The sequence below is a fragment of the Thermaerobacter litoralis genome, assembly GCF_054654595.1.
The window spans coordinates 61,083-83,645 of record NZ_BAAIES010000010.1 but is presented as its reverse complement, the minus strand read 5'-3'; the positions used below and the strand labels follow the sequence as shown (position 1 = coordinate 83,645).

Annotated in this window: 18 protein-coding genes; 4 read left to right on the top strand and 14 right to left on the bottom strand. The window is 74.2% G+C overall.

The window, feature by feature from the left end:
• On the top strand, positions 1 to 1,440 hold a 1,440-nt coding region (locus tag ACYQ02_RS10730; RefSeq protein ID WP_460040413.1), incomplete at its 5' end, for an N-acyl-D-amino-acid deacylase family protein.
• 23 nt (positions 1,441 to 1,463) lie between these two features.
• On the opposite strand, the gene cutA is transcribed toward ACYQ02_RS10730, so the two are convergent.
• The 3 genes from cutA to gabT form a co-directional block, all read right to left on the bottom strand.
• Positions 1,464 to 1,946 carry a divalent-cation tolerance protein CutA gene (cutA, locus tag ACYQ02_RS10725; protein WP_460040412.1) on the bottom strand — a complete coding sequence of 161 codons (483 nt, stop codon included), beginning with the start codon at positions 1,944 to 1,946 and terminating at the stop codon, positions 1,464 to 1,466.
• A gap of 38 nt (positions 1,947 to 1,984) precedes the next feature.
• On the bottom strand, positions 1,985 to 2,488 hold the full coding sequence (locus ACYQ02_RS10720) for an Lrp/AsnC family transcriptional regulator (RefSeq protein ID WP_460040411.1): 504 nt from the start codon (positions 2,486 to 2,488) through the stop codon (positions 1,985 to 1,987).
• A 78-nt stretch (positions 2,489 to 2,566) separates the two neighbouring features.
• Complete coding sequence (gene gabT / locus ACYQ02_RS10715) at positions 2,567 to 3,904, bottom strand: 4-aminobutyrate--2-oxoglutarate transaminase (RefSeq protein ID WP_460040410.1); 1,338 nt, start codon at positions 3,902 to 3,904, stop codon at positions 2,567 to 2,569.
• 517 nt (positions 3,905 to 4,421) lie between these two features.
• Between gabT and ACYQ02_RS10710 the strand changes: the two genes are divergently transcribed.
• On the top strand, positions 4,422 to 5,351 hold the full coding sequence (locus tag ACYQ02_RS10710; protein WP_460040409.1) for a Crp/Fnr family transcriptional regulator: 930 nt from the start codon (positions 4,422 to 4,424) through the stop codon (positions 5,349 to 5,351).
• An 88-nt stretch (positions 5,352 to 5,439) separates the two neighbouring features.
• On the opposite strand, the gene ACYQ02_RS10705 is transcribed toward ACYQ02_RS10710, so the two are convergent.
• A complete protein-coding gene (locus ACYQ02_RS10705; RefSeq protein WP_460040408.1) occupies positions 5,440 to 6,141 on the bottom strand; it encodes a hypothetical protein in 702 nt (233 codons plus the stop codon).
• A gap of 491 nt (positions 6,142 to 6,632) precedes the next feature.
• Between ACYQ02_RS10705 and ACYQ02_RS10700 the strand changes: the two genes are divergently transcribed.
• Complete coding sequence (locus ACYQ02_RS10700; protein ID WP_460040407.1) at positions 6,633 to 8,417, top strand: SWIM zinc finger family protein; 1,785 nt, start codon at positions 6,633 to 6,635, stop codon at positions 8,415 to 8,417.
• A 169-nt stretch (positions 8,418 to 8,586) separates the two neighbouring features.
• Here the strand turns inward: ACYQ02_RS10700 and ACYQ02_RS10695 are convergent, their stop codons facing one another.
• From ACYQ02_RS10695 to ACYQ02_RS10665, 7 genes are all read right to left on the bottom strand, one after another.
• Entirely contained in the window at positions 8,587 to 9,579 is a 993-nt protein-coding gene (locus tag ACYQ02_RS10695; protein ID WP_460040406.1) for a Yip1 family protein, read from the bottom strand.
• Between the two features lie 95 nt (positions 9,580 to 9,674).
• Positions 9,675 to 10,631 carry a signal peptide peptidase SppA gene (sppA, locus tag ACYQ02_RS10690; RefSeq protein ID WP_460040405.1) on the bottom strand — a complete coding sequence of 319 codons (957 nt, stop codon included), beginning with the start codon at positions 10,629 to 10,631 and terminating at the stop codon, positions 9,675 to 9,677.
• A gap of 136 nt (positions 10,632 to 10,767) precedes the next feature.
• A complete protein-coding gene (gene pyrG / locus ACYQ02_RS10685; RefSeq protein ID WP_460040404.1) occupies positions 10,768 to 12,402 on the bottom strand; it encodes a CTP synthase in 1,635 nt (544 codons plus the stop codon).
• Positions 12,403 to 12,497: 95 nt separating this feature from the next.
• On the bottom strand, positions 12,498 to 14,198 hold the full coding sequence (gene argS, locus ACYQ02_RS10680; RefSeq protein ID WP_460040403.1) for an arginine--tRNA ligase: 1,701 nt from the start codon (positions 14,196 to 14,198) through the stop codon (positions 12,498 to 12,500).
• Positions 14,198 to 15,100 carry an agmatinase gene (speB, locus tag ACYQ02_RS10675; protein ID WP_460040402.1) on the bottom strand — a complete coding sequence of 301 codons (903 nt, stop codon included), beginning with the start codon at positions 15,098 to 15,100 and terminating at the stop codon, positions 14,198 to 14,200. The genes argS and speB overlap by 1 nt, the downstream gene beginning before the upstream one ends.
• A 9-nt stretch (positions 15,101 to 15,109) precedes the next feature.
• Positions 15,110 to 15,994, bottom strand: coding sequence for a polyamine aminopropyltransferase (gene speE, locus ACYQ02_RS10670; RefSeq protein WP_460040401.1), 885 nt, complete (start codon positions 15,992 to 15,994; stop codon positions 15,110 to 15,112).
• Positions 15,995 to 16,055: 61 nt separating this feature from the next.
• The gene (locus ACYQ02_RS10665) at positions 16,056 to 16,517 is read right to left on the bottom strand and encodes a pyruvoyl-dependent arginine decarboxylase (RefSeq protein ID WP_460040400.1); all 462 of its coding nucleotides are present in this window, start codon (positions 16,515 to 16,517) and stop codon (positions 16,056 to 16,058) included.
• Positions 16,518 to 16,779: 262 nt separating this feature from the next.
• Here ACYQ02_RS10665 and ACYQ02_RS10660 point away from each other — a divergent pair, with 262 nt between their 5' ends.
• Positions 16,780 to 19,575 carry a transglycosylase domain-containing protein gene (locus ACYQ02_RS10660; RefSeq protein ID WP_460040399.1) on the top strand — a complete coding sequence of 932 codons (2,796 nt, stop codon included), beginning with the start codon at positions 16,780 to 16,782 and terminating at the stop codon, positions 19,573 to 19,575.
• An 80-nt stretch (positions 19,576 to 19,655) separates the two neighbouring features.
• On the opposite strand, the gene ACYQ02_RS10655 is transcribed toward ACYQ02_RS10660, so the two are convergent.
• The 3 genes from ACYQ02_RS10655 to ACYQ02_RS10645 are packed head-to-tail and all read right to left on the bottom strand — an operon-like array spanning position 19,656 to position 22,507.
• A complete protein-coding gene (locus tag ACYQ02_RS10655) occupies positions 19,656 to 20,141 on the bottom strand; it encodes a 23S rRNA (pseudouridine(1915)-N(3))-methyltransferase RlmH (RefSeq protein ID WP_460040398.1) in 486 nt (161 codons plus the stop codon).
• Between the two features lie 55 nt (positions 20,142 to 20,196).
• A complete protein-coding gene (locus ACYQ02_RS10650) occupies positions 20,197 to 21,519 on the bottom strand; it encodes a S1C family serine protease (RefSeq protein ID WP_460040397.1) in 1,323 nt (440 codons plus the stop codon).
• Between the two features lie 16 nt (positions 21,520 to 21,535).
• Positions 21,536 to 22,507 carry a hypothetical protein gene (locus ACYQ02_RS10645; RefSeq protein ID WP_460040396.1) on the bottom strand — a complete coding sequence of 324 codons (972 nt, stop codon included), beginning with the start codon at positions 22,505 to 22,507 and terminating at the stop codon, positions 21,536 to 21,538.
• Positions 22,508 to 22,563 lie beyond the last annotated feature (56 nt).

The following is a 22,563-nucleotide window of genomic DNA, read 5'->3' as shown; positions in this document are numbered from 1 at the left end:
CCGGAGTACGACCTGCTGATCCGGGGCGGGCTGGTGGTCGACGGCAGCGGCCGGCCCGCCTTCCGGGCCGACGTGGCCGTCCGGGGCGATCGGATCGCGGCCGTGGGCCACCTGGAGGGCGCCCGGGCCAGGCGGGTCGTGGACGCCACGGGCCGGGTCGTGGCACCCGGCTTCATCAACGCCCACTCCCACACCTACGAGTACGTGGCCACGGTGCCGGGGGGCGACGCCGACCTGCTGCAGGGCATGACCACGGTGATCGGCGGGGTCGACGGCCGCTCGCCCATGCCCCTGGGGCCCTTCCTCCAGCGGTTGGAGCGCCAGGGCGCCGGGACCAACCATGCCCTGTTCGCCGGCCACGGCAGCCTCAGGGCGGCGGTGATGGGCACGGCCCAGCGGGCGCCGTCGCCGGCGGAGCTCCGGGCCATGGCCCGGCTGCTGGAACGGGCGATGGAGGACGGCGCCCTGGGGCTGTCCACGGGGCTCGAGTACGTGCCGGGCCGGTACGCCCGGACGGAGGAGATTGTCGCCCTGGCCCGGGTGATCGCTCCCTACGGGGGCATCTACTCGACCCACATGCGCAGCGAGGGCGACGCCATCGTCCAGGCGCTGGAGGAGGCCCTGACGGTGGGGCGGGAGGCCGGCGTGGCCGTCGACGTCTCCCACTTCAAGGTGGTCTATCACCGCAACTGGCCGGTGCAGCCCCGGCTCATCGCCATGATCCAGGAAGCGCGGGCAGCGGGGATGGAGGTGGTGGCCGACGTCTACCCGTACCGCTCGCCGGACTACGCCAGCGCCGTCCCCTTGGCCCGGGCGTGGGACCGCTACCCGGCCGGCGACCTGGTGATCCGGCACAGCCGGGTGGACGGTGCGGAGGGGAAGACCCTGGCGGAGCTGGCTCGGGCCCAGGGCATCGCGCCGGCCGAGGCGGCCCGGCGGCTGCTGCGGCGGGACCCGGGGACGCTGGCCACCGCGCTGGTGGTCGGCGAGGACAACCTGCGCCAGCTGTTGCGGCAACCCTTCACCATCATCTCCAGCGACGGCGGCGCCCGCTCACCCGCCGCCGCCCGGCGCGACCCCCGCCTGCACCCCCGCGTCTACGGCGCCTATCCCCGGGTCCTGGCCCGGTACGTGCGGGAGACGGGCGTGCTGACCCTGGAGGAGGCGATCCACAAGATGACGGGCCAGCCGGCCGCCTTCTTCGGCCTGCGGGATCGCGGCCTGGTCCGGGTGGGGATGTACGCCGACCTGGTGGTGTTCGACCCGGCGACCGTCACCGACCGGGCCACCTGGCAGCAGCCCGCCGTCCCGCCCACCGGCATCGACCTGGTGGTGGTCAACGGGCAGGTGGCGGTGGAAGGAGGCCGGCGCGTGCCCGGTGTCCTGGCAGGGCGGGTCCTGCGGGGCGGGCGGGACGCCCTGGCGGGCCGGCGACCCTGAGGGGGTCGCGGCGCGCCCCGCGGTCAGCCCTGCCCCGCGGGCGGCACGCCCGTGCCCGTCTCCTCCCGGAGCCAGCGCAGGTAGTCGGGGTTGCCGTCCCGGACCTCCAGCACCAGGATGGCCGGTACGGTGTAGCTGTGCCACCGGCGCACCGCGGCGATCAACTCGGGCACCCGGGCGCGCCGGGTCTTCAGGATGACCACGGCCTCGTGGTCCTCGACCAGCTCGCCCTGCCACCAGTAAAACGAGTCGATGTGGGGATAGACGTTGGCGCAGGCGGCCAGCCGCTCTTCTACCGCCCGGCGGCCGATGCGGCGGGCCTCGCCGGCGTTGGCGGCGGTCACGTACACCAGGACGGCGTCATCCCCTCCGGGCGGGTCGCCGCCGGGGGACGGGGCCGTCGGGGACGGGCGGGTCGCCGCCGCGGGCTCGCGGGGTGCTGGGGGTTCGTCCGGGACCCCCGCCCGGCCCGCCCGCGGCGCCGGTTCGTCCGGACTGGGCGTCATGCCATACCCTCCCTTCGCGCCGGGGTCAGCCGGCGGCCTCAGGGGGTGGGAAGGCTGCGACGGCGGCGCCGGCGCCCTTCATCCTGGCGCTGGGGCAGGCCGATGGCGAAGTCCTGCTTGTAGATGTCCAGCACCAGGGAGGTCTGGGTGTTGGTGATGCCCTCGATCTTGGACAGCTCCTCCAGCAGGAAGGACGCCATCTCCCGGTTGTCCGAGAAGAAGGCGTAGACGATGATGTCGTAGATCCCCGTGGTCATGGCCACGTAGTGGACCCGGGGCAGGCGGGTGAGCTGTTCCACGATGTCGCGGATCCGGCTCTGGTCCACGTTGAGGCCGATGATGGCCGGGGCGTTGAACCCCACCTCAAAGGGATCGGTCACGGCCGCGATCTTGATGATGCCTTCTTCCAGAAGGCGGTAGAACTTGCGGCGGATCGTCCCCTCAGTGACCCCGATCTGCTCGGCCATGTCCACGAAGGACATGCGCCCGTCCTTTTGCAGGAGCTTGACGATCTCCCGCTCCGTCTTGTCCAGCACCACCATGGTCTAGCGCCTCCGTCGACCCGCGCCCCCTGGGCCGGGGCCGGGGCGGCGAGGGGCCCGCCGCCCCGGCGGCCGGCCTCAACGGAACACGGCTGCCAGGGATTCCTCCAGCACGTCGCAGGCCTCGTCGATCTGCTCGGGGGTGATCACCAGGGGGGCCAGCACCCGGATCACGTTGCCGTAGAGCCCGGCCCGCGCCGTGATCACACCCCGCTTCAGGGCTTCGGCGATGATCCGGCCGACTGCCTCGGTGGCCGGCTCCTTGGTGGTCCGGTCGGTCACCAGCTCCATGGCGACCATGGCGCCCAGGCCCCGGACCTCCCCGATGGCGTCGAACCGGCTCTGCATCGCCTCGAACCGCTGGCGGAACCGGCGGCCGACCTCCTCCGCCCGGGCCAGCAGGTTCTGCTGTTCGAACACGTCCAGCACCGCCAGGGCCGCCGCGCAGGCGACAGGGTTGCCCACGTAGGTACCGCCGATGGCCGTGTCGCGGGCGGCATCCATGATCTCGGCCCGCCCGACCACCCCGGACAGCACCATGCCGCCGGCGATGGACTTGGCCACCGTCATCAGGTCCGGCTCGATGCCGAAGTGCTCGGTGGCAAACATCCGCGCCGTCCGGCCAAACCCCGTCTGGACCTCGTCACAGATCAGGACAATCCCGTGCCGGGTGCACAGCTCGCGCAGCTTCTGCAGGAAGTTGGCCGGCGGCACCACGAAGCCGCCCTCGCCCTGCACCGGTTCGACGACGATGGCGGCCACGTCCTCCGGCGCCACCGTGACCTGCAGGAGCCGCTCCAGCTGCTGGTAGGCCCAGAGGCCCACCTCCTCCGGCGACATGCCGGCGGGACCGCGGTACGGATAGGGATAGGGTGCCCGGTAGACCTCAGGGACGAAGGGGCCCAGGCCGGCCTTGTAGGGCTTGACCTTGTGGGTCAGGGTCAGGGCCATCCAGGTCCGGCCGTGGAAGGCACCCTCGAAGGCGATCACCGCCCGCCGGCCGGTGTAGTGCTTCGCGATCTTGATGGCGTTCTCGACGGCTTCGGCGCCGGAATTGAAGAAGGCCGCCTTGACGGGGCCGCGAATGGGCACCAGCCCGGCCAGCCGCTGGGCCAGGCGCACGTAGGGCTCGTAGGGGACGACGGTGAAGTCGGTATGGGTGTAGCGCTGGGCCTGGCGGCAGATGGCCTCCACCACCGCGGGCTGGGAGTATCCCACGTTCATCACGCCGAAGCCGCCCGCCAGGTCGATGTAGGTGTTGCCGTCCACGTCGGTGATCAGGGCGCCCTCCGCCCGCTCGATGAACACCGGCGCCAGCACCGACTTGGCGTTGGCGACGTACTGTTGCTTGAGTGCCAGCAGCTCTTGCGAGCGCGGTCCCGGAATCTCCGTCCGGCGCACGATGGACCCTGCCACCCCGATCCCTCCTTGGACCTGGACCGCCCGGGTCGCTGCCCACCGCGCGGCCCCTGGGCGACCCTTCCTGCCGGCTCGTGCATGAAGAAAGCGCCACCGCCGCGATGGCGCAAGTAAACCTTTATAGTATTCATGCCTCTCCCGCAAGTCCCTGCCAACGGCTCCCCCGTTCGCCCGCAAGTCCCTGCTCACAGCGGGCTGTCGCCGGGGGCGCGTCCCCCTCCCGTGCGGCAGCCGTCGGCTGCGGCGGCGTTCCGGCCGCGACCGAGGCCGGCGCCGGGCGAGGACGGGCGTGGCGGGATGGGGTGGGAGGCGAACCGAAGCTAGCCCCCGGCCGCCACAGCCTCCCGGCCGCGGCGCCATCCCCTTTCCAGCCGCCCGGCGGTGGCCTGCTTCCCCCATGGCGCTCCGGTGTTACGTTGTTCCCCAAAGAAGGGATTTAGCCCCATAGCGTGGTAGCTGCTTCCGTAAACCGGTTCCTTCGCCGCTCCGCACTGCGTCCCGAGGAGGTTGACCCGTGCGCCCGGTCGATGCTCCCCATCCCCGTCGCCCGCCGGCGCATCCCTTCGGCGAGTTCCCGCCGCCGGGCACCGACGACTTCGGCTCAGCGCCCACCCGTTTTCAACCCCCGGCACCGGCGTCCCCTGCTGGAGGTCCTCCCGTCGTTCACCTTGCCGGCCGCCCGCCCGTTCCGGGCCCCATCCCCCGCCCCGGCCCTGCCGTCACCGCTTCCGACTGGCGCTGGGCCCTGCAGCACGCCCAGGTCCGGCGCTGGCGGCCGGGCCAGGTGCTGCATCCGGGGCCGGGTCGCCCGGCGGGCATTCACTGGCTGGGCCACGGGACCGTGCGCCTGGCCACCGCCGACGCCGCCGGCGAACTCCGCCTGTTGGCCCTGGTCACCGGCCCTGGCCTGGTGGGCGACCCAGGCCCCCTGTTCGGCCGGGAGCCGGTCCCCCTGGTCGGTACCTGCCTGACCCCTTGCCAGACGGCCTTCTGGCCGTATCCGGTCTTCGCCCAGCTCCTGGAGCAGCGCCCCGGCCTGGCGGTCCTGCTCGCCCACCAAGGAATGGACCTGTTCCACCAGGCGGCGTGGCGGGTGGCCGGGCTGCTGTGGCCCTGTTCCCGCCTGCGGATCCTGCACGTCCTGGTCACCCTGGCCCGCGCCTTCCCCTTACCCGGCACCGGGGGGAGCCGCCTCCCGGCCTCGCTGACCCAGCAGGCCATCGGGCTAGCCGCCAACGCCAGCCGCGTCAGCGTCAACCGGGTGCTGGCCGACCTGCGGCGCCGGGGCCTGGTGGGGCGGGCGCGGCCGCTTTACATTCGCGACACCGGCCGCTTGGAGGCCTTGTTGCAGGAAGAGATCCTGGCGGCGGGGGAGCCGGCGGCCCCTCGGACTGGCGAGGGCAGGAACTCCCCTGCGCCGTGGGATCCGGGGAAGGGGGCTTGAAGGTTGCGGCTTACGGCCGGCGCGGGGCCGTGATCCCGCCCCAGGAAGCCGGCACGGCGGGCCTCGGCCCGCCGTGCCGGCCGGTTCCTCACCGGGGCTGGTGCAGGGTCTGGGTTGGGGGCTGCGTTGCCGGGGACCGCCAGAGGCCGGTCACCGGAGGGGGCGCCGCGGTGGCCCGGCTGCCGGAGGCGGGTTCGGAAACCCCTGCCTTCGCGGCCGCAGGGCCGGCCTCCGCCGCCGTTTTCCGCTCCGCCCCGTTTGCCGTTCCCCGCTCCTCCCCGTTCTTTCCGTATAAGTTCAGCGGATCAGGACGCGGTCCCGCCGCCGGCCCCGGCCGGTGCCGGCCCGCTGGCCGCGGCACGCCGCGGGAGACGGGAGCCACCCGGGGACTCCGCCGGTGCGGCGCCGCCGGCTGTCGCCGGGGCAGCGGCCAGCGGGCGGGTTGTTCCGCAGCCATCAGCGCCAGGTCGCGAAGGATGTCGGTCAGGTGGACGGGTGAAACGGGAGCCTGGGCCTCCGCCAGCTGGCGGAAGCGCCTTCGCGCCGATTGCTCGTCATCCTGCCCGGGCAGGCGCTGGACGGCGAAGTCTTCCCCAGCCAGCCGTCCGTCCTCCCAGGTCTCCACACGGCTTTTGATGTAATAGAACGCGGTTCCGTGGGGCGTTCGCTCCCGGCAGAGGATGTACCAATACCGGCGCTCCACGCTGCCGGCGGCGAGCCGGCGGCTGGCTCGGGCCAGCTCCACGTAGGCCGGCACCTTGCCCCAGGCGGCTCGTGGGTGGTCGTCCATCGCCAAGGTTCTCCCCCCGCGTTACGTTCCGGACAGCGCCCGGAACGGCATGGACAGGCCTTTTGGGAAGAAAGGCCTCCTTGGGAACGCCGCTTTGCCAACGCGCCGGGGTCGTCGCGGCCGGCGCGGTCCCGGATGCACCGGTGCGGATCCTGGGAGACCCATTATAAGGTGGGTTATGGCATTGCAGGTGTATCAGAGGCAACAGATCCTTGGGTTTCCGTAGCCGCGGGTGCCTCAAATCGCCGCCGCATAGCCATGGTGGCTATGCCGGGCCGGCGGCCCCTTGGTTCGGCTATGCTGGTGGTGAAGCACGACACGTGGTGAAGGCGCGGCGCCGGCCCGGAAGGCCGCAGCCGGCGGGGCGGGCCCGGCCGCCCGGCTGGACCCGGTCGTTCCGGGGCCCGGCGCCCCCGGACCATCCCGGGCGGCTCCGGGGCCTTCCCGGTCCGGCCACGGCGCCCGTGCGACTCCGATGAAGGATGAGGCCGATGCCCCAGGCGCCCCGTTCCCCATCCGATCCAACCCACCGGCCGGCGGCCGATGACCTGCTGGCTGCCGTCGACGAGGCCATGCTGGTCCGGCTGGTCCCCGAGCCCGTGCGGATCCGTGCCCTGGACCTCTTCCTCCTGGGCCGGGTGGAACACCGGCTGGTCTCCGGTCCCCGCCTGCTGGCCGAGGTCCGCGGCACCCGCGGCATCTACCGCACCGTCGTCCACGTCTTGCGCGGGCCGGACGGGCCCGACGCCGCCGGCCAGTGCGAGTGCCCGCGGCGGGCCGCGGGAGGCCTTTGCAAGCACGCCGTCGCCCTGCTCTACGCCTGGATCCACGAGCCGGGAACCTTCGCCTCCGTGGACCAGCGCCTGCAGCACCTGGAGGGGCGGCCGCGGGGCGAGCTGCTCGAGGTGATCCGCCGGTTTGTCGAGGAAGAACCAGCCCTGCTGGAGGAACTGGACGCGACGCTCCCTCCTCCGGCCGCGAATCAGGACGAGGGCGGTGCCGGGACGGACCTGGCCGTCCCGGCCGCCCCGGAGGGGACCGGGGCCCGTCCGGGCTCCCCGGCCCCTGTAGCCGGCCCCCGGCGCGTGGATCTCGGTGCCTGGCTGCTCCAGCTGGAGCGCCGGGGGGATCCCGAGGCGGACACCCTGTACCAATGGGCCGATGCCCTTCAGGACCTGGCCGTCGCCGCCCGGCCGCCGGAATCCGCCTGGTCCGGCCGGCAGGCCTCCCCGGCTGCGGTGGAACCGGCCCTCGCGGGCAGCACGCCCCGGGGGGACGGCGCGGCACCCGCTCCCGCCCCACGAGGGACGCCGGAAGCGGCTGCGGAGCCCCTGGCCGGCCCCGGTGACGCTGCCGGGACCTCGCCAGCCGGGGGTGGTGAGGGCGCCGGGGGCGCCCCCGACCTCACCGCTGGGTTGCGGGAGCCGGCGTTGCACCAGGCCTTGCTCCTGGCGGTGACCGGCCTGCTCTGGCGGCAGGCCGGACTGGTTCTGGCCGCCCGGGTCCGGGACGAAGGGGCCGCGGCCCGGCTACTCCTCCGGCGCTGGGAAGGGGCCGCCCGGCTCTTGACCCGGCTGGCCACCCTCCCCCTGGCGCCGGGATCGTGGGGGAGCCGGGGGCCGGCCCTCCGGGCGCGGTGCCTGGCGGCCATCCCGGCGACGGCCGAGCTTCTAGGGCCCCAGGCCCTGCTGGCGGCCAGCCGGTTCTTCCTGGAGACCGGGCGGTACGGCACGGCCCTGCGGCTCGCCCGGCGTGCCCTGGACCGGGCCGCCGAGCCCGGCCAGGTGGTCGCCGCCCGGGACACCCTGGCCGCCGTCTGGCTGGCCCGCGGCTGCCCCGAGCGGGCCGTTCCCTACCTGGCGGCCAACTTCGCCGCCAACCCGGGCAGTGACCGGCTGGAGGCGCTGGAAGAGGCCGCTCGAGCGGCCGGCCAGTGGGAGGCCGTGGCGCCGGCGGTGGAGCGCCATCTGGAAGAACGCGGCGATCCCGCCGCCCTGGTGGGCTTTTTGCTGCGGAAGGGGGACTGGGATCGGCTGGCGGCGGTGGTGGAGCGGCCCCAGGTCCGGGCGGCCCTGCCGGTCCGGCTGCTGGTGGCGGCCGCCGACGCCCTGCGTCGCCCGGCGCCCCGGATCGCCGCCGCGCTGTACCGAGAGGCCATGGCCCGCCCCGACGCCGGCAACCCCCGGGATCTGCGAGCCCGCTGGGAGGCCCTGCAACACCGCCTGGCCCGCGAAGGCGGGATGGGCCGCCCGGAACCGCCGCCGCCCGGCCCCTGACGGGACGGCCCCCGGCCCCAACGGCACCCCGTGGCCCCCGCCGGTGCCGCGTCCAAGCAAGGCCCCATGAAGGAAAGGCGCCCCGGCCCGCAGGCCGGGGCGCCCCCGCCCCGTTCCTCCCTCAGGTATCCTCAGGTACTCCTCATGGGGTCAGGTGGTCTTCATGGGGTCAGGCGGCGAACCCGGTCGCCACCAGCCCCGGTGCCGCAGCCAGGCCCGCGGCCACCGCCGCCCCGGCCAGGATCAGGGCCGTCAACACCAGAAGGCCCATGAAGGCCAGGACGGGGACGAACAGGACCAGCAGCGCGTCCCCACGGCTGAGCGCCTTGGTGGCCCGCAGGGCGCGGTAGGTGAGGACGAGGGACCAGATCCCCATGGCCATGGCGCCCAGGTCGCGCAAAGCCCCCCCGGACGGGCCCAACCGTGTTGCCAGGGCCTCCAGCGGGATGCCGATCAGATTGGGAGGCAAGGAGGCCAGCGCCATGGCCGCCAGCAGGTGGGCGCCGCTCCCCTGGCCGCCCACCAGATCGGCCACCAGGTGGAGGAACCCGGTCCCCACGAACATCATCACGACCCCGAAGAGACCGATCACCGCCCCCAGCGCCAGGGCCATGGCGGGGTTCTCGGCCACCTCCGGGGGAAGCATGGGCTCCTCCCCGGGCACCACGGGGACCGCCAGCTCGCGGACCAGGGCCGTCCCCTGCACCAGGCCGCTGACCGCCGTGATCACGATGGCCAGGGTGAGCAGCATGCCCAGCGGCGGCCGGTCCAGGCTCGCCAGGCGGCCGAAGGTGGCCCGGGGCGCGACGATCGCCCCGAAGACCCAGTCGACCAGCCCCGGCCGATCGCCATCCTGGGGCGGCAGCGCGGCCGGCCGGGGCTGTCCCCCGGGACGCCCCTCCGCAGGCACCTCTGCGCCGGACCGGGGCTCCGGTGCCCCCCCATCCCCCCGGCCGGCCGCGAGGGGCCGGCCGTCCCCTCCCCCTTGCGGGCCCGGGGCCTCCGCCGCAACCGGGCGGGAGGCCTCCCCAGGGGCCGGTTCGTCCGCCGCCGGCTCGCCATCCGGCGGCCGATCCGCCGCCGAACCCGCTGGCCGGACCGCCTCCGGTTCCGGCGACCGGCCGCCCTCCGCCTCCGGCGTCTCCCTCCGCTCTTCCTCCACGCCTCCCGTCCCTCCCCGCGGCCACCGGCGTGGCGCCTCGCTGCCGGGGCCCTCGGCCCGGCCGCCGGCCCCGGCATCCCGACCTGCGCGCGGCCCTAGCGGGGGACCGCCCGGTACAGTTCCCACCGCACCAGCTCCGGGACCAGACCCGTCCCCTGAGCCAGGCCCACCCGGCCGCTGGCGCCGAACCAGCGCAAGAAGTCCAGCAGCGGGCTGGAGGGGCCGTACTCGATGAGCTCGTAATTCTCCAGGCCCGCCAGCTCCGCGGCCAGATCCGCCGCGTCCTCAAAGGTTCCCAGGGCGTCCACCAGCCCCGCTTCCTTGGCCTGGCGGCCGGTGAACACGCGGCCGTCGGCCAGCTCCAGGACCTGCTCGCGGCTCATGCCCCGCCCCTTGGCCACCACGTCGATGAACTGCTGGTAGATGTCGTTGACCAGGCCCTGGAGCAGGCGCCGCTCCTCGTCGGTCGGCGGGCGGGTGGCCGAGCCGATGTCTTTGAAGGGGCCGCTCTTGATGGTCTCCACGTCGATGCCCAGCTTCTCGTAGAGGTCCTCGTAGTGGGTGACCTCCATGATCACCCCGATGCTCCCCGTTAAGGAGGCCGGGTTGGCGACGATGCGGTCGGCCATGGCGGCGATCCAGTAACCCCCCGAGGCCCCCAGGTCGGCGATGGACACCACCACCGGCTTGCCCGCATCCCGCAGGCGCTGGACGGCGTCGCCGATCTCCTGGGCCGCCGCGGCGCTGCCGCCTGGCGTGTTCATCCGGATGACCACGGCCGCCACCGCCGGGTCCTCCCGGGCCTGTTGCAGCTGGGCGACGATGTCGTCGGCGCCCGCCACGGCGCCCAGCCATCCCTGGCTGCTGGGGCCGGCCGCGATGGGCCCGTCGATGGTGACCACGGCGATCTGCCCGCCGCTTCCCGGCCCGATCCCGCCCCCGGCGGCCGGCCAGAAGAGGGCGACCACCGAGCCCACCACCAGCAGGCCGAGGAGGGCCACCACCACCCACTGCAACCGCTGTCCCGTCCACGGAAGCCGCTGGTTCGTCACGATCCGCCGCTCCTTGCCGGGTAACGTGCCGTCGCCGCCCTGCGGGGGTGGAGCCCCCACGGGCGCCCCGTGGCCCCGCTGCACCCCTTGCCGGCCGGCCGGTCCGCCTGGCACCGCCCCACCGGGCGCCGGCCCATCACGTGCTCAGCCCGGCCCCCACCGGCCGCAAGCCGGCCCGTTCCGCGGCGGCGCGGACGAACCCGGCGAACAGCGGGTGGGGCCGGGTGGGGCGGGACTTGAGCTCCGGGTGGTACTGGGTCCCCACGAACCACGGATGCCCCGGCAATTCGATGACCTCCACCAGGTCTCCTTCGGGCCAGATGCCGGTGGTGCGCAGGCCGGCCGCGTTCAGGCGCTCCCGGTAGCGGTTGTTGACCTCATAGCGGTGGCGGTGCCGCTCGTAGATCAGCTCCTGGCGGCCGTAGGCCTCCCAGGCCAGGGAGCCCGGCTCCAACCGGCACGGATACCGGCCCAGGCGCATGGTGCCGCCCAGGTTGGTCACCTGCTTCTGCTCCTCCATCAGGTCGATGACCGGATGGGGCGTGTCCGGCTGGAACTCGGTGCTGTGGGCGCCCTCCAGCCCCAGCACGTGCCGGGCGAACTCGATCACCGCACACTGCAGGCCCAGGCAAATGCCGAAGAAGGGCACGCCGTGCTCCCGGGCGTAGTGGACGGCGGCGATCTTCCCCTCCACGCCGCGGTAGCCGAAGCCGCCGGGCACCAGGATGCCGTGCATGTCCTTCAGCAGGCGCTCGGCCCCCTGTTCCTCCACGGCCTCGCTGTGGATCCAGTGGATGTCGACCCCCAGGCGGTGGGCGATGCCGCCGTGGCCCAGGGCTTCGGCGACGCTGATGTAGGCGTCGGTCAGGTCGACGTACTTGCCCACCACGGCGATGCGGACCTGCCCCTGGGGGTGCTTGATGTGCTCCACCATCTCCCGCCATGCCGACAGGTCCGGCTCCCGCGCAGGCAGGCCCAGGCGGCGGGTGACGATCTCCCCGAGCCCCTCTTCCTCCAGGCGCAGGGGCACCTCGTAGATGGTGTCCACATCGGGGTTGCTGACCACCGCCGACGGTTCCACGTCGCAGAAGAGGGCGATCTTCTCCCGCACGTCCCGGGGCAGCGGCCGCTCGCAGCGGCAGACGATGGCGTCGGGCTGGATGCCGATGCTGCGCAGTTCCTTGACGCTGTGCTGGGTGGGCTTGGTCTTGAGTTCCCCGGCGGCGCCGATGTAGGGCACCAGGGTCACGTGGATGTACATGACCTCGTCGCGGCCGATATCCCGCCGCAGCTGGCGGATCGCCTCCAGGTAGGGCAGGCCCTCGATGTCGCCCACGGTGCCGCCGATCTCCACGATCACCACGTCGGCGCCGCTGGTCTCCGCCACCGAGAGGATCCGGCCCTTGATCTCGTTGGTGATGTGGGGGATCACCTGGACGGTGCCGCCCAGGAAGTCGCCGCGCCGCTCCTTCTCGATCACCGCCTGGTAGACCTGGCCGGTGGTGACGGTGTGGGCGCGGGAGACGTTCTCGTCGATGAAGCGCTCGTAATGCCCCAGGTCCAGGTCGGTCTCGGCGCCGTCCTCGGTGACGAAGACCTCGCCGTGCTGCAGCGGGCTCATGGTGCCCGCGTCCACGTTGATGTACGGGTCGATCTTCTGGATGGCCACCCGCAGGCCGCGGGCCTTGAGCAGGCGACCCAAGGAGGCGGCGGTGATGCCCTTGCCCAGGGCCGAGACCACGCCGCCGGTGACGAAGATGAACTTGGCCATCGATCCCCCTCCGGATTGGTCGCCGTCCGCCCGGGCGGGCGGATCCGGCATCGGACCGCCGCTAAGGGGCGGCCCGGGCTGGGTCCCGCCGGCGCTCACATCCGCTCGGGCGCCGTCACCCCCAGCAGCCCCAGGGTCCGGGCCAGCACCCGGCGGGTCGCATCCACCAGGGCCAGCCGGGCGCGGGTCACCGGCTCCTCCTCGCCCAGCACGCGGCAACGGGTGTAGAACTGGTGGAACAGGGTGGCCACGTCCTTGAGGTAGTAGGTCAACCGGTGAGGCTCCCGGGCCGCCGCCGCGGCCGCCACCTCACCGGGCAGGTCCAGAAGCCGCCGCGCCAGATCCCGCTCGGCCGGGTCTCCCAGGGGACCGAGGTCGACCCCCGGCTCCGGCCGCAGGCCCGCCTCCGCCTCCGCCTGGCGCAGGATCCCGCAGGCCCGGGCATGGGCGTACTGGACGTAGTAGACCGGGTTCTCGTTGGACCGCAGGTTGGCCAGGTCCAGATCGAAGTCCAGATGGGTGTCGGGCGAGCGCATCAGGAAGAAGTAGCGGGCCGCATCCACGTCCACCTCGTCCAGGAACTCCGCCATGGTGACCAGCTCGCCGCGGCGCTTGGACATCCGCACCGCCTGGCCGCCCCGCACCAGGTGGACCATCTGGGTCAGCAGGACCTCGAACCAGCCGTCGGGCAGGCCCAGGGCCCGCAGGGCGGCCTGCATGGGCACCACGTGGCCGTGGTGGTCCTGCCCCCAGATGTCGATGGCCCGTTCGAAGCCCCGCTCCCACTTGGTCAGGTGATAGGCGATGTCCACCAGGGTGTAGGTGTACTCGCCATCCCGCCGCACCAGCACCCGGTCCTTGTCGTCCCCCACGGCGGAGGAACGCAGCCAGACGGCCCCGTCCTGCTCGTACACCATGCCCCGCTGCCGCAGCCGCTCTAGCACCCGCTCGGGATACCCCTCGGCCCGCACCCGGCTCTCGGGGTACCACTGGTCGAACTCCACCCCGAACCGGGCCAGCTGGGTGCGCATCTGGGCCACCAGGGCCTCCACGGCGAAGCGGGCCATCCGCTCCCAGCGCTCGGCCTCGGGCCGGTCCAGCAGGCCGGGCCCTTCCGTCGCCAGCAGATCCCGGGCGATGTCGATCAGGTACTCGCCCGGGTAGCCGCCCTCGGGGATCTCGGCCTCCTGGCCCAGTTCCTGGCGCATCCGGGCTTCCACCGACTGGGCCAGCTTGCGGATCTGGTTGCCCGCGTCGTTGAGGTAGAACTCCTTCTCCACGCGGTAGCCTGCCGCCTCCAGGACCCGGGCCAGGGCGTCGCCCAGGGCGGCCGCCCGGGCGTTGACCACCCCCAGCGGTCCCGTGGGGTTGGCGCTGACGAACTCCACCTGGACCCGCCGGCCTTCCCCGGCGCCGGTGGAGCCGAAGGCGTCGCCCGCCTCCAGGATGGCGCGCACGCCCTCCTTCCACCAGGCATCGGCCAGGTGAAAGTTGAGGAAGCCCGGGCCCGCCACCTCGACCCGGCGCAACCAGGCGCCGCCCGGCAGGTGGCGCTCCAGCGCCGCCGCCACCTCCCGGGGCGCCCGCCGGGCCCGCCCCGCCAGCACCAGGGCCGCATTGCTGGCGAAGTCGCCGTGGGCTGGATCGCGGGGCACCTCCACCTGCACCCCGCGCCACGCCTCGGCCCCGGGCGCCACCTCGGCGGGCAGGTCCCCCGCCGCCACCGCCGCTGCGGCGGCGGCCTCCAGGGCCTCCCGCACCCGTTGCCGGGCCGACGCGACGGGATCCACCGCCATCACCGCGCCACCTCCCCCGTGAAGGCCAGCAGGATTTCCCGGGCAATCTTGGCCGCCACGATCTCCGTCCGCCCGCTGGGGTCCAGGGGCGGCGCCGTCTCCACCACGTCGGCCCCCACCACCCGGGCACCGGCCTGGGCCAGCCGGTAGAGGGCCTGCTGGAGGGTGGCGAAGTCGGGCCCGCCCGGCTCGGGGGTCCCGGTCCCCGGCGCCACCGCCGGGTCCAGCACATCGATGTCCACCGTCAGATAGAGGGGCACGCCCCTGAGCGGCCCCGCCAGCGCCCGGGCCAGCGCCTCGGCGCCCTCCTCCAGGTCCCGGAAGAACCGGCCCTCCCGGCGCGCCAGCTCGAACTCCTCCCGCAAGCCCGACCGGGGCCCCAGCTGCCACAGCCGCCCGGCGCCCAGCAGGTCCAGCACCCGGCGCATCACCGTGGCGTGGGAGTAGGGCTCGTCCAGGTACCGGTCGCGCAGGTCCGTGTGGGCGTCCAGCTGGACGACCACCAGATCGGGGTAGCGATCCAGGGCGGCGTTGACCGCCGCCAGGGTGACCAGATGCTCCCCTCCCAGGAGCAGGACCTGCTTGCCGTCGGCATAGGGCCGGCGCAAAGCGGCCTCGATGCGGGCCAGGCTCTGGCCCAGATTGCCCAGGGGCAGGGCCACGTCGCCGGCGTCGTGCAGGGCCAGTTCCTCCAGATCGCGGTCCAGATCGGGGCTGTAGGTTTCCAGGGCGTAGGAGGCTTCACGGATCCGGGCGGGCCCCCAGCGGGTCCCCGCCCGGTAGCTGACGGTCAGTTCCAGGGGTGCGCCGGCCAGCACCCATTGGGCCTCTTCGTAGCCGGCTTCCGCCGCCATGAAGCGTCCCGGCCGTTCCCACAGGCCGGGCGTCCAGGATTCAGCCATCGCCGTCCTTCAGGACCCCTTCCCGTCGACGGCCGCGGGCCCGGCGGGCGCCCCCGCCGGCGCCGGTTCGACCAGCTCGGCCACGAAGGGCGGCAGGGCAAAGGCGGCGCGGTGCACCTCCGGGTTGTAGTACCGGGTCGCCAGGGCCGCCTCCTCCCAGGCCCCCTCCCGCGGCCGGCGCGGATCGGTGCCCCGCGTGCCCACGCTGTAGGTCCAGAACCCGCCGGGATAGGTGGGCACCACGCCCCAGTACAGCCCGGCCACCGGGAACACCTGGCGCAAGGAGGCCTGGACCCGCCGGATCAGCTCGCGGTTGAAGAAAGGCGACTCCGACTGCTGGACGAAGATCCCGCCGGGCCGCAAGGCGCGGAAGACCGCCCGGTGGAAGTCTGACCCGAACAAGGCCACCGCCGGGCCCACCGGATCCGTCGAGTCGACGATGATGACGTCGTAGGCGTCGGGGTGCTCCTCCACGTGGCGGATACCGTCGGTGAAGAAGACCCGGGCCCGGGGATCGTCGAAGTTGTTCAGCGCGGGCAGGTGGCGGCGGGAGACCTCCACCACCCGCTGGTCGATCTCCGCCATGTGGGCCTCTTCCACCGTGGGATGCCGCAGGACCTCCCGGAGGACCCCGCCGTCGCCGCCGCCGATCACCAGGACCCGCCGCGGGTGGGGGTGGGCGAAGAGGGGCACGTGGGCCATCATCTCGTGGTAGGCGAACTCGTCCCGTTCGCTGGTCTGGATCACGTCGTCCAGCACCAGCATGCGGCCGAACTGCACGGTATCGAGGACCATGATCTCCTGGTACGGGCTGCGCTCCTGGTGGAGCACCTGGCGCACCCGCACGGAGATCCGGAGATCGGCGGTCTGATCTTCCGTGAACCAGACTTGCACACCGGCCACCCCACTCTACCGAAGGCTCCCCCGGCCCGGCGGCCGGGCAGGCGCCCCCGGCCTAGTACCAGAGGACCGCCGCGGCCACCACCGCACCGGGCCGGTCGCCCACCACCAGCTCGGCACCGGCCACCCGCACGTCCCGCAAGGCCATGCCCCGGCGCCGGAAGGCCTCCTCGACCATGGCGCGCACCGCCCGCTCGGCTTCCTCCCTGGTACAATGCCCCGAAAACTCCATGATGGTGCCGTAGTCGCGATCGGAAAACCCCACCGCCACCGCTGCGGCGATGCGGTCGCCCTTCACGTCGCTGGCGATGGTGCCGTAGGCCGTGGGCGTGAGGGAGCCCGGCGGGATGTCCAGCGTCTCCACCAGCTCGCACTCGGGCGGCAGGATGCTGGACACCTTGATCAGGTTGAGGTTGCCGATGCCGGCGGCCAGGAGGGCATTGTCGAAGGCTGTCAGCTTGTGGTCGCCCTCGCCGCTGCCCGCCACCACGGTGACCTTCTTGGGTGTGGGAAGCAACCCCTTCGCCTCCTTGCCCGGGCGGAACGTTCCGGCGCGGCGCGGGTCGGGGGCCGCACGGCCGCGAAAACGAGGCCGCCGGCCGCCGCCGGCCGGCATGCCCCCGCGAGGCCGGACCCCGGCAGGCCCGGGCCACCGCCCCTGCGCGTCGCCGGCCGTTCCCCGGCCGGGCCGTCCTGAAAGCCATGGTGTAATGTATCGAAACCCTCCTGCCCATGCAAGGACGAGTTGGGCGGCCATACTACGGGCGGGAGGGTTGCCCATGGCGTCCGGGGACGGCGGCCGGAACAACGGGAGGAACCGGCACGGCGGGCCGGGCCACGGCGGGCCCGAAACACCGGTGGAATGGCGCCCCCGCCGGCGCGGCAGGTCCCGGCCGTCCGCGGAGGCGCGGGGCGGCGGCAACCGGCCCGGCGGGATGGGCGGAGCGGGCGGGGCCGGCGGCGGTCCGGGCCGCCGGCGCCCCTCCTGGGCCCGGCGGGTGGCCCGCTGGGCCGGCGCGGCCGTGGTCCTCCTGGCCCTGGCGGGGGCCGGGATCGTGGCCTACGCCGCCGTCACCCCCCTGCCCAAGCCCCAGGTCCCCCAGGCCACGGTGATCTACGACGTCCAGGGGCGGGTCGTCGCCAGCCTCTACCGGCAGAACCGCCAGCTGGCCCGGCCCGACGAGATCCCGCGCAGCCTGCGGCAGGCGGTGGTGGCCGCCGAGGACGCCCGCTTCTACCGGCACCACGGCTTCGATCCCGTCTCCATCGGCCGGGCGGCCCTGCGCAACCTGGAGGCCGGCCGCATCGTGGAGGGGGGTTCGTCCATCACCCAGCAGCTGGCCCGCACCCTCTACGACCTGTCCCTGGAGCGCACCTTCGGCCGCAAGTTCCGGGAGGCCCTGCTGGCCGTCAAGCTGGAGACCCACTACACGAAGGATCAAATCCTGACGATGTACCTCAACCAGGTCTACTTCGGCCGGGGCGCCTACGGGGCAAAGGTGGCGGCCCGGGAGTACTTCGGCAAGCCCCTGGATCAGCTGACCCTGGCTGAATCGGCGACCCTGGCGGCCTTCATCCGCGGCCCCGAGATCTACTGGCGCGACCCCGAGCGCGCCAAGGGCCGCCGGGACTGGGTCCTCTCGCGGATGGCCGAGCTGGGCATGATCAGCCCCGCCGAGGCCAAACGGGCCCAGGCGGAGCCGCTGCGCCTGCGCCCGCCCGACGAGCCCGACACCCGCGCCCCCTACTTCGTCGACTTCGTGCGGGACCGCCTGGCCGACCAGGTCCCCGAGCTGGCCGATCAGCTTTACACCGGAGGCTTTCGCATCTACACCACCCTGGACCTGGACATGCAGCAGGCGGCGGAGGCGGCGGTGGCGCGCCTGGACGAGCTGGTAGCCCCCCTGGGCGAGCACGACGGCGTCGCCCAGCCCCAGGTGGCCCTGGTGGCCCTGGACCCGGCCACCGGCGGCATCCGGGCCATGGTCGGCGGCCGCGACTTCAAGACGACGCCCCTCAACCGCGCCGTCAAGGCCCGCCGCCAGCCGGGTTCGGCCTTCAAGCCCTTCCTCTACACGGCGGTGCTGGCGACCGGCGAGCCCATCACCAGCCCCGTGGCCTGCCGGGTGCGGGAGTACCCGGGGGGTGAGGGCGGCGAGCCCTACGTGCCGTCGGACTATGGCGACGAGCGGTATCACAACGCCTTCCTGGACATCCGCCGGGCCGTGGCCATCTCCGACAACGTGGTGGCCGTTGAGTGGATGAACCGGATCAAGCCCAGCCGGGTGGCGGCGCTGGCCCGGCGCATGGGCATCACCTCTCCCCTTGACACCCGGCACCTGGGCCTCGCCCTGGGGGAGTCGGGGGTGACGCCGCTGGAGATGGCGGTGGGATACGCCACCCTGGCCAATCTGGGGGAGCGGGTCGAGCCCTTCGCCATCCTGCGGGTGGAGGACCGGGACGGCACCGTGTTGTTCCGCCAGGAACCCCGCCGGGAGCGGGTCCTCGCCCCCGAGGTGGCCTGGCTGATGACCGACGTGCTCAAGAGCGTGTTCGACCCGGCCTATAGCGGGACGGGCCGCGCCCTGGGCATCGGGCGGCCGGCGGCCGGCAAGACGGGGACCACCGACGAATCCCGGGACGTCTGGTTCGTGGGCTACACGCCCGACCTGGTGGCGGCGGTGTGGGTGGGCGCCGACGACTATCAGCCGGTGCGGTTGCCCGGCGGGGCCGGCGCCACGGGGAGCAGCACCTCCGGCCGGATCTGGCAGAGCTTCATGCGGGCCGCCCTGGAGGGCCGACCCGCCCGCGACTGGCCCCGGCCCCAGGGCGTGGTCCGGGCCAGCGCCTGCACCTTGACCGGCCCCCTGGACGAGCCCCGGTTCCAGTGGCGGGAGGAGTGGTTCCTGGCCGGCCACGTCCCCTCCCCCAACTGCCTGGCCCTGCTCCAGGATCCCCACGTGCGGGAGGACCTGGCCGCCGCCGGCAAGGTGCCGGAGGGGCTGCTGCCCATCCCCTTGCCCTCCTTGCCGCGGCTGCCCGGCCTGCCGGGGTTGAACCCGCCCGGTGCCCCGCCCCGGGACGGCGGCCCCCAGGGCGGCGAGGCCCGGCCGCCCGAGAGGGCCCCGGAGCAGCCCCCGCAGCGCCCGCCCGAGCCCCAGGAGGAACCCGGCCCGCCGGGCCCGCCGGGCGCGCCGGGCGCCCCCGGCGCCGGACCGGCGCCCCCACCTCCGGAAGGCCGGCCGGGGGAGGTGACGGTCCCGCCGCCAGGCCGGGGACCGGACCGGGAACCGGTGCCCGAGGCCACCGACCCCGGCGGCACCGGGCCCCCATCGCCGGACCCGGGCGCCGGGGCCTCATGGCCGGGCCAGGACGCCGACGACGCCGGAGCCCTGCCGTCAAGCCCGGAGGCCCGGGGCGCCGGCGGCACCGGAGCCCCGCCGCCGGGCCCGGGCAACGGGGGCGCGGGAGACACCGGCCCCCCGGGGCCGCGCCAGGGCGCCGGCCCCGGGGGTGTCGCCGGCGGGATCCCGGGTCCGGCGATTCCCGTTCCCGGCGGCGCCGGGAACCCCTGAGGGCCGGGAACCCTGGGGGCCCGGAACGCCGGCTGGGCTGCCTGCCGGAACGCTTACCGCAACGCCTAACGCCTAATCGGCTAATAGTGATAGGGCTCGCCGCGCAGGATGCGGAAGGCGCGGTAGAGCTGTTCCAGCAGGATCACCGGGACCATCTGATGGGGAAAGGTCAGGTGGGACAGGGACCACCGCTCCCGGGCCCGCTCCAGCACCGGCGCCGCCAGGCCCAGGGGCCCGCCGATGAGAAAGGCCAGGCGGCTGTCCCCGGCCACCAGGCGCTGGTTCAACCACTCGGCCACCTCTTCGCTGGTGAGGGAGCGGCCGCGCCGGTCCAGGGCGACGGCATAGGCGCCCGGGTCCAGGGCTTCCAGCAGCCGCCGGCCCTCGCTCTCCAGGACCCGGTTGATCTCCCGCTGGGAGCGCCGGGCAGGGATCGGCTCCCCCGGCACCCGCCGCTGGCTGACCCGGGCGTAGCGGCTCAGCCGGCGCGCATACTCCTCGGCGGCCCGGCGCAGGGCGGGCTGGTCCATCTCGCCGACGGCCAGCAATTCGATGTGCACGGGCATGGGCGGGACCCCCGGCCCCATGATACCCCCAGGCGGGGGCGTGGGCGCAAAGGCGTCACCGCCGGAGTTCGGCCAGCGTCACCGTCACCCGGCGGACGCCGCCGGGACCGGCCACCTCCAGGCCGACCGCCTGGCCGGCCGCCTTGCCGTCGATGATCCGCAGCAGGTCGACGGTATCCTGAACCGGCTCCCCGTCGCAGGCCAGGACCACCTGGCCGCGCTGGAGGCCTGCGCGGGCGGCCGGGGAGCCGGGTTCCACCCGCCAGATCACCGCCCCGCGCCCGTGGGCCAGAGCGGTGGCGAACTCCAGGGCCCAGGCCGGATCGTCCCGCGCCAGCCCGTGGACCTGGATCACGTCGACCACCTCCACGCCCAGGGAAGGCCGCCGGACGTGGCCGTAGCGGATCAGGTCGGCGGCGATGCGCCGCACCTCGTTGGCGGGGATGGCGAAGCCCAACCCTTCGAAGTGCTCCTGGGGACCGCCGCCGGCGATCTTGACGGTGTTGATCCCCAGAACCCGGCCCCGGGCGTCCACCAGGGCGCCCCCGCTGTTGCCCGGATTGATGGCCGCGTCGGTCTGGATCAGGCGGAAGATCCGCTCGCCCACCACCGGCGCGCCGGCGGCCGGCGGCGGGATGGGCTGGAAGAGCTCCTCCCGGACGCCGCTGACGATCCCCAGGCTGACGGACCGGTAGAGCCCGGCCGGGCTGCCGATGGCGGCCACCCACTGGCCGACCCGGACCCGGTCGGAGTCGGCGAAGACGGCGGGCTTCAGGGGGCCGGACACCTTGGGGTCGACCCACAGCACGGCCAGATCGGAATAGGGGTAGTCTTCGGCGACGAGCCGCGCCGGCACCCGCCGGCCGGAGGGCAAGAGCACCTCGATGCGCTGGGGATGGACGTCCCGGATCCGGCCGCCCCCCCGCCCCGCCGGCGTCCCGCCGCCTTCGGCCGGCGCGGTGTCCCCCGCGCCGGGCGGGTCGGGAAGGCCGGTCGCGGCCTTTTCGCCGTCTTCCCCGGGGGCCGGGGCCGGCATGGAGACCACGTGGTGGTTGGTGACGATGAACCCCCGGGCGTCGAAGACGACGCCGGACCCGGTGGCCCGGGCGACGACGACGGGGGCGCCGGTGGCGGGATGGGGGCGCAGGTAGGTGCTGATGACGCCGACCACCGACGGGCCGGCGATGCGGTGGATCGCCTCGGCGGGCGAGGATGGGGCCGGACCGGTGGAACCGGTCCACCCCAGGGCGCCGGGCTTGGCCAGCCCTGCCACGCCCACGCCCACCAGGCCGCCCACCAGTCCGGCCAGCAGGGCCAGGCCCCAACCACCGGCCAGCCGGCGGGCGGCGCGGCGGGCCGCTTCCCGGAACCCGTTCACGGGCCTGCCTCCTCGCTCAGCCGGTCCCCGGTGCCCCCGGCAAGAGGCGCGCCGGTTCCACCCCGTAGACCTGGCGCACCGCGGCGGCGAAGGGCCGGCCCGCCGCCAGCTCCTGGGCCAGGCGGACCAGATGGCCGGGCTCCCCCTGGGCGGCCAGCCGGTCGTAGAGGCAGAGGGCGGCCCCGTAGGCCTCGTCGGTGGGCAGGGACGCGAAGGCGCCGTTGAGATCGTCCCAGGCCACCGGCGGGCAGCTCTCCGCCCACCCGAAGGTGAAGCCCGTAATCTCCCGGTCCACCGCCTGGGCCAGGCCTTCGGTGAACCAGGCGGGGTAGTTGCCCAGCGCCGACCGGTCCAGCAGCCAGTGGGCCAGCTCGTGGGGCACGGGTCCCAGGCGCATAAAGGTCTCCCGCCGGCCCGCCCAGGTCAGGGGGTCCGCCACGTGGATCACGCCCGCGGCGTAAAAGCCCAGGGGCGGGTCCTGCGGGTCCCATCCGAAACTACGCGCCAGGTCTTCGGGGGATGCGTGCACCACGAACACCGCCGGCTGGGCCGGCAGGGGCAGGCCCGTCACCTGCGCCACCCGGGGCAGCGACTCCAGCGCGTAGTCCCTCACCCAGCGGGCGCCCTCCTCGTGCCCGTCGGGGTAGACCACCTGGACCGGCCCGGCGTCCAGGCGCTCCCAGCCGGGCCGCGGCAGCTGGACGACCGCCCGCGACGCGGCAACCCGCGCCACCCAGACGGCCTGGCCGAGCCGGACGTCGGGGGACGCCCCGCCGGGAGCCACGCCGAGACCGGCAGCCAAGAGGGCCACGGCGACGACCAGGGCGACCGCCCGCCACCGCCGGTTCCGCGGCGCGCGCGGTGGGGCCGGCGGGGCCACGGGCGCCTCCGGCTGGGCCGCGGCCGCGGGCACCTCCGGCGGGGTCGCCGGGGTCACCCCGGGCTCCGGCTCCACTGGATGGGAAATGGGCAGGTGAACGTTACCCATGGTGGCGCCTCCTCCGGTTCCTCCCGCCTTTCTTTGTACAGCGGGCAGTAAGAAGG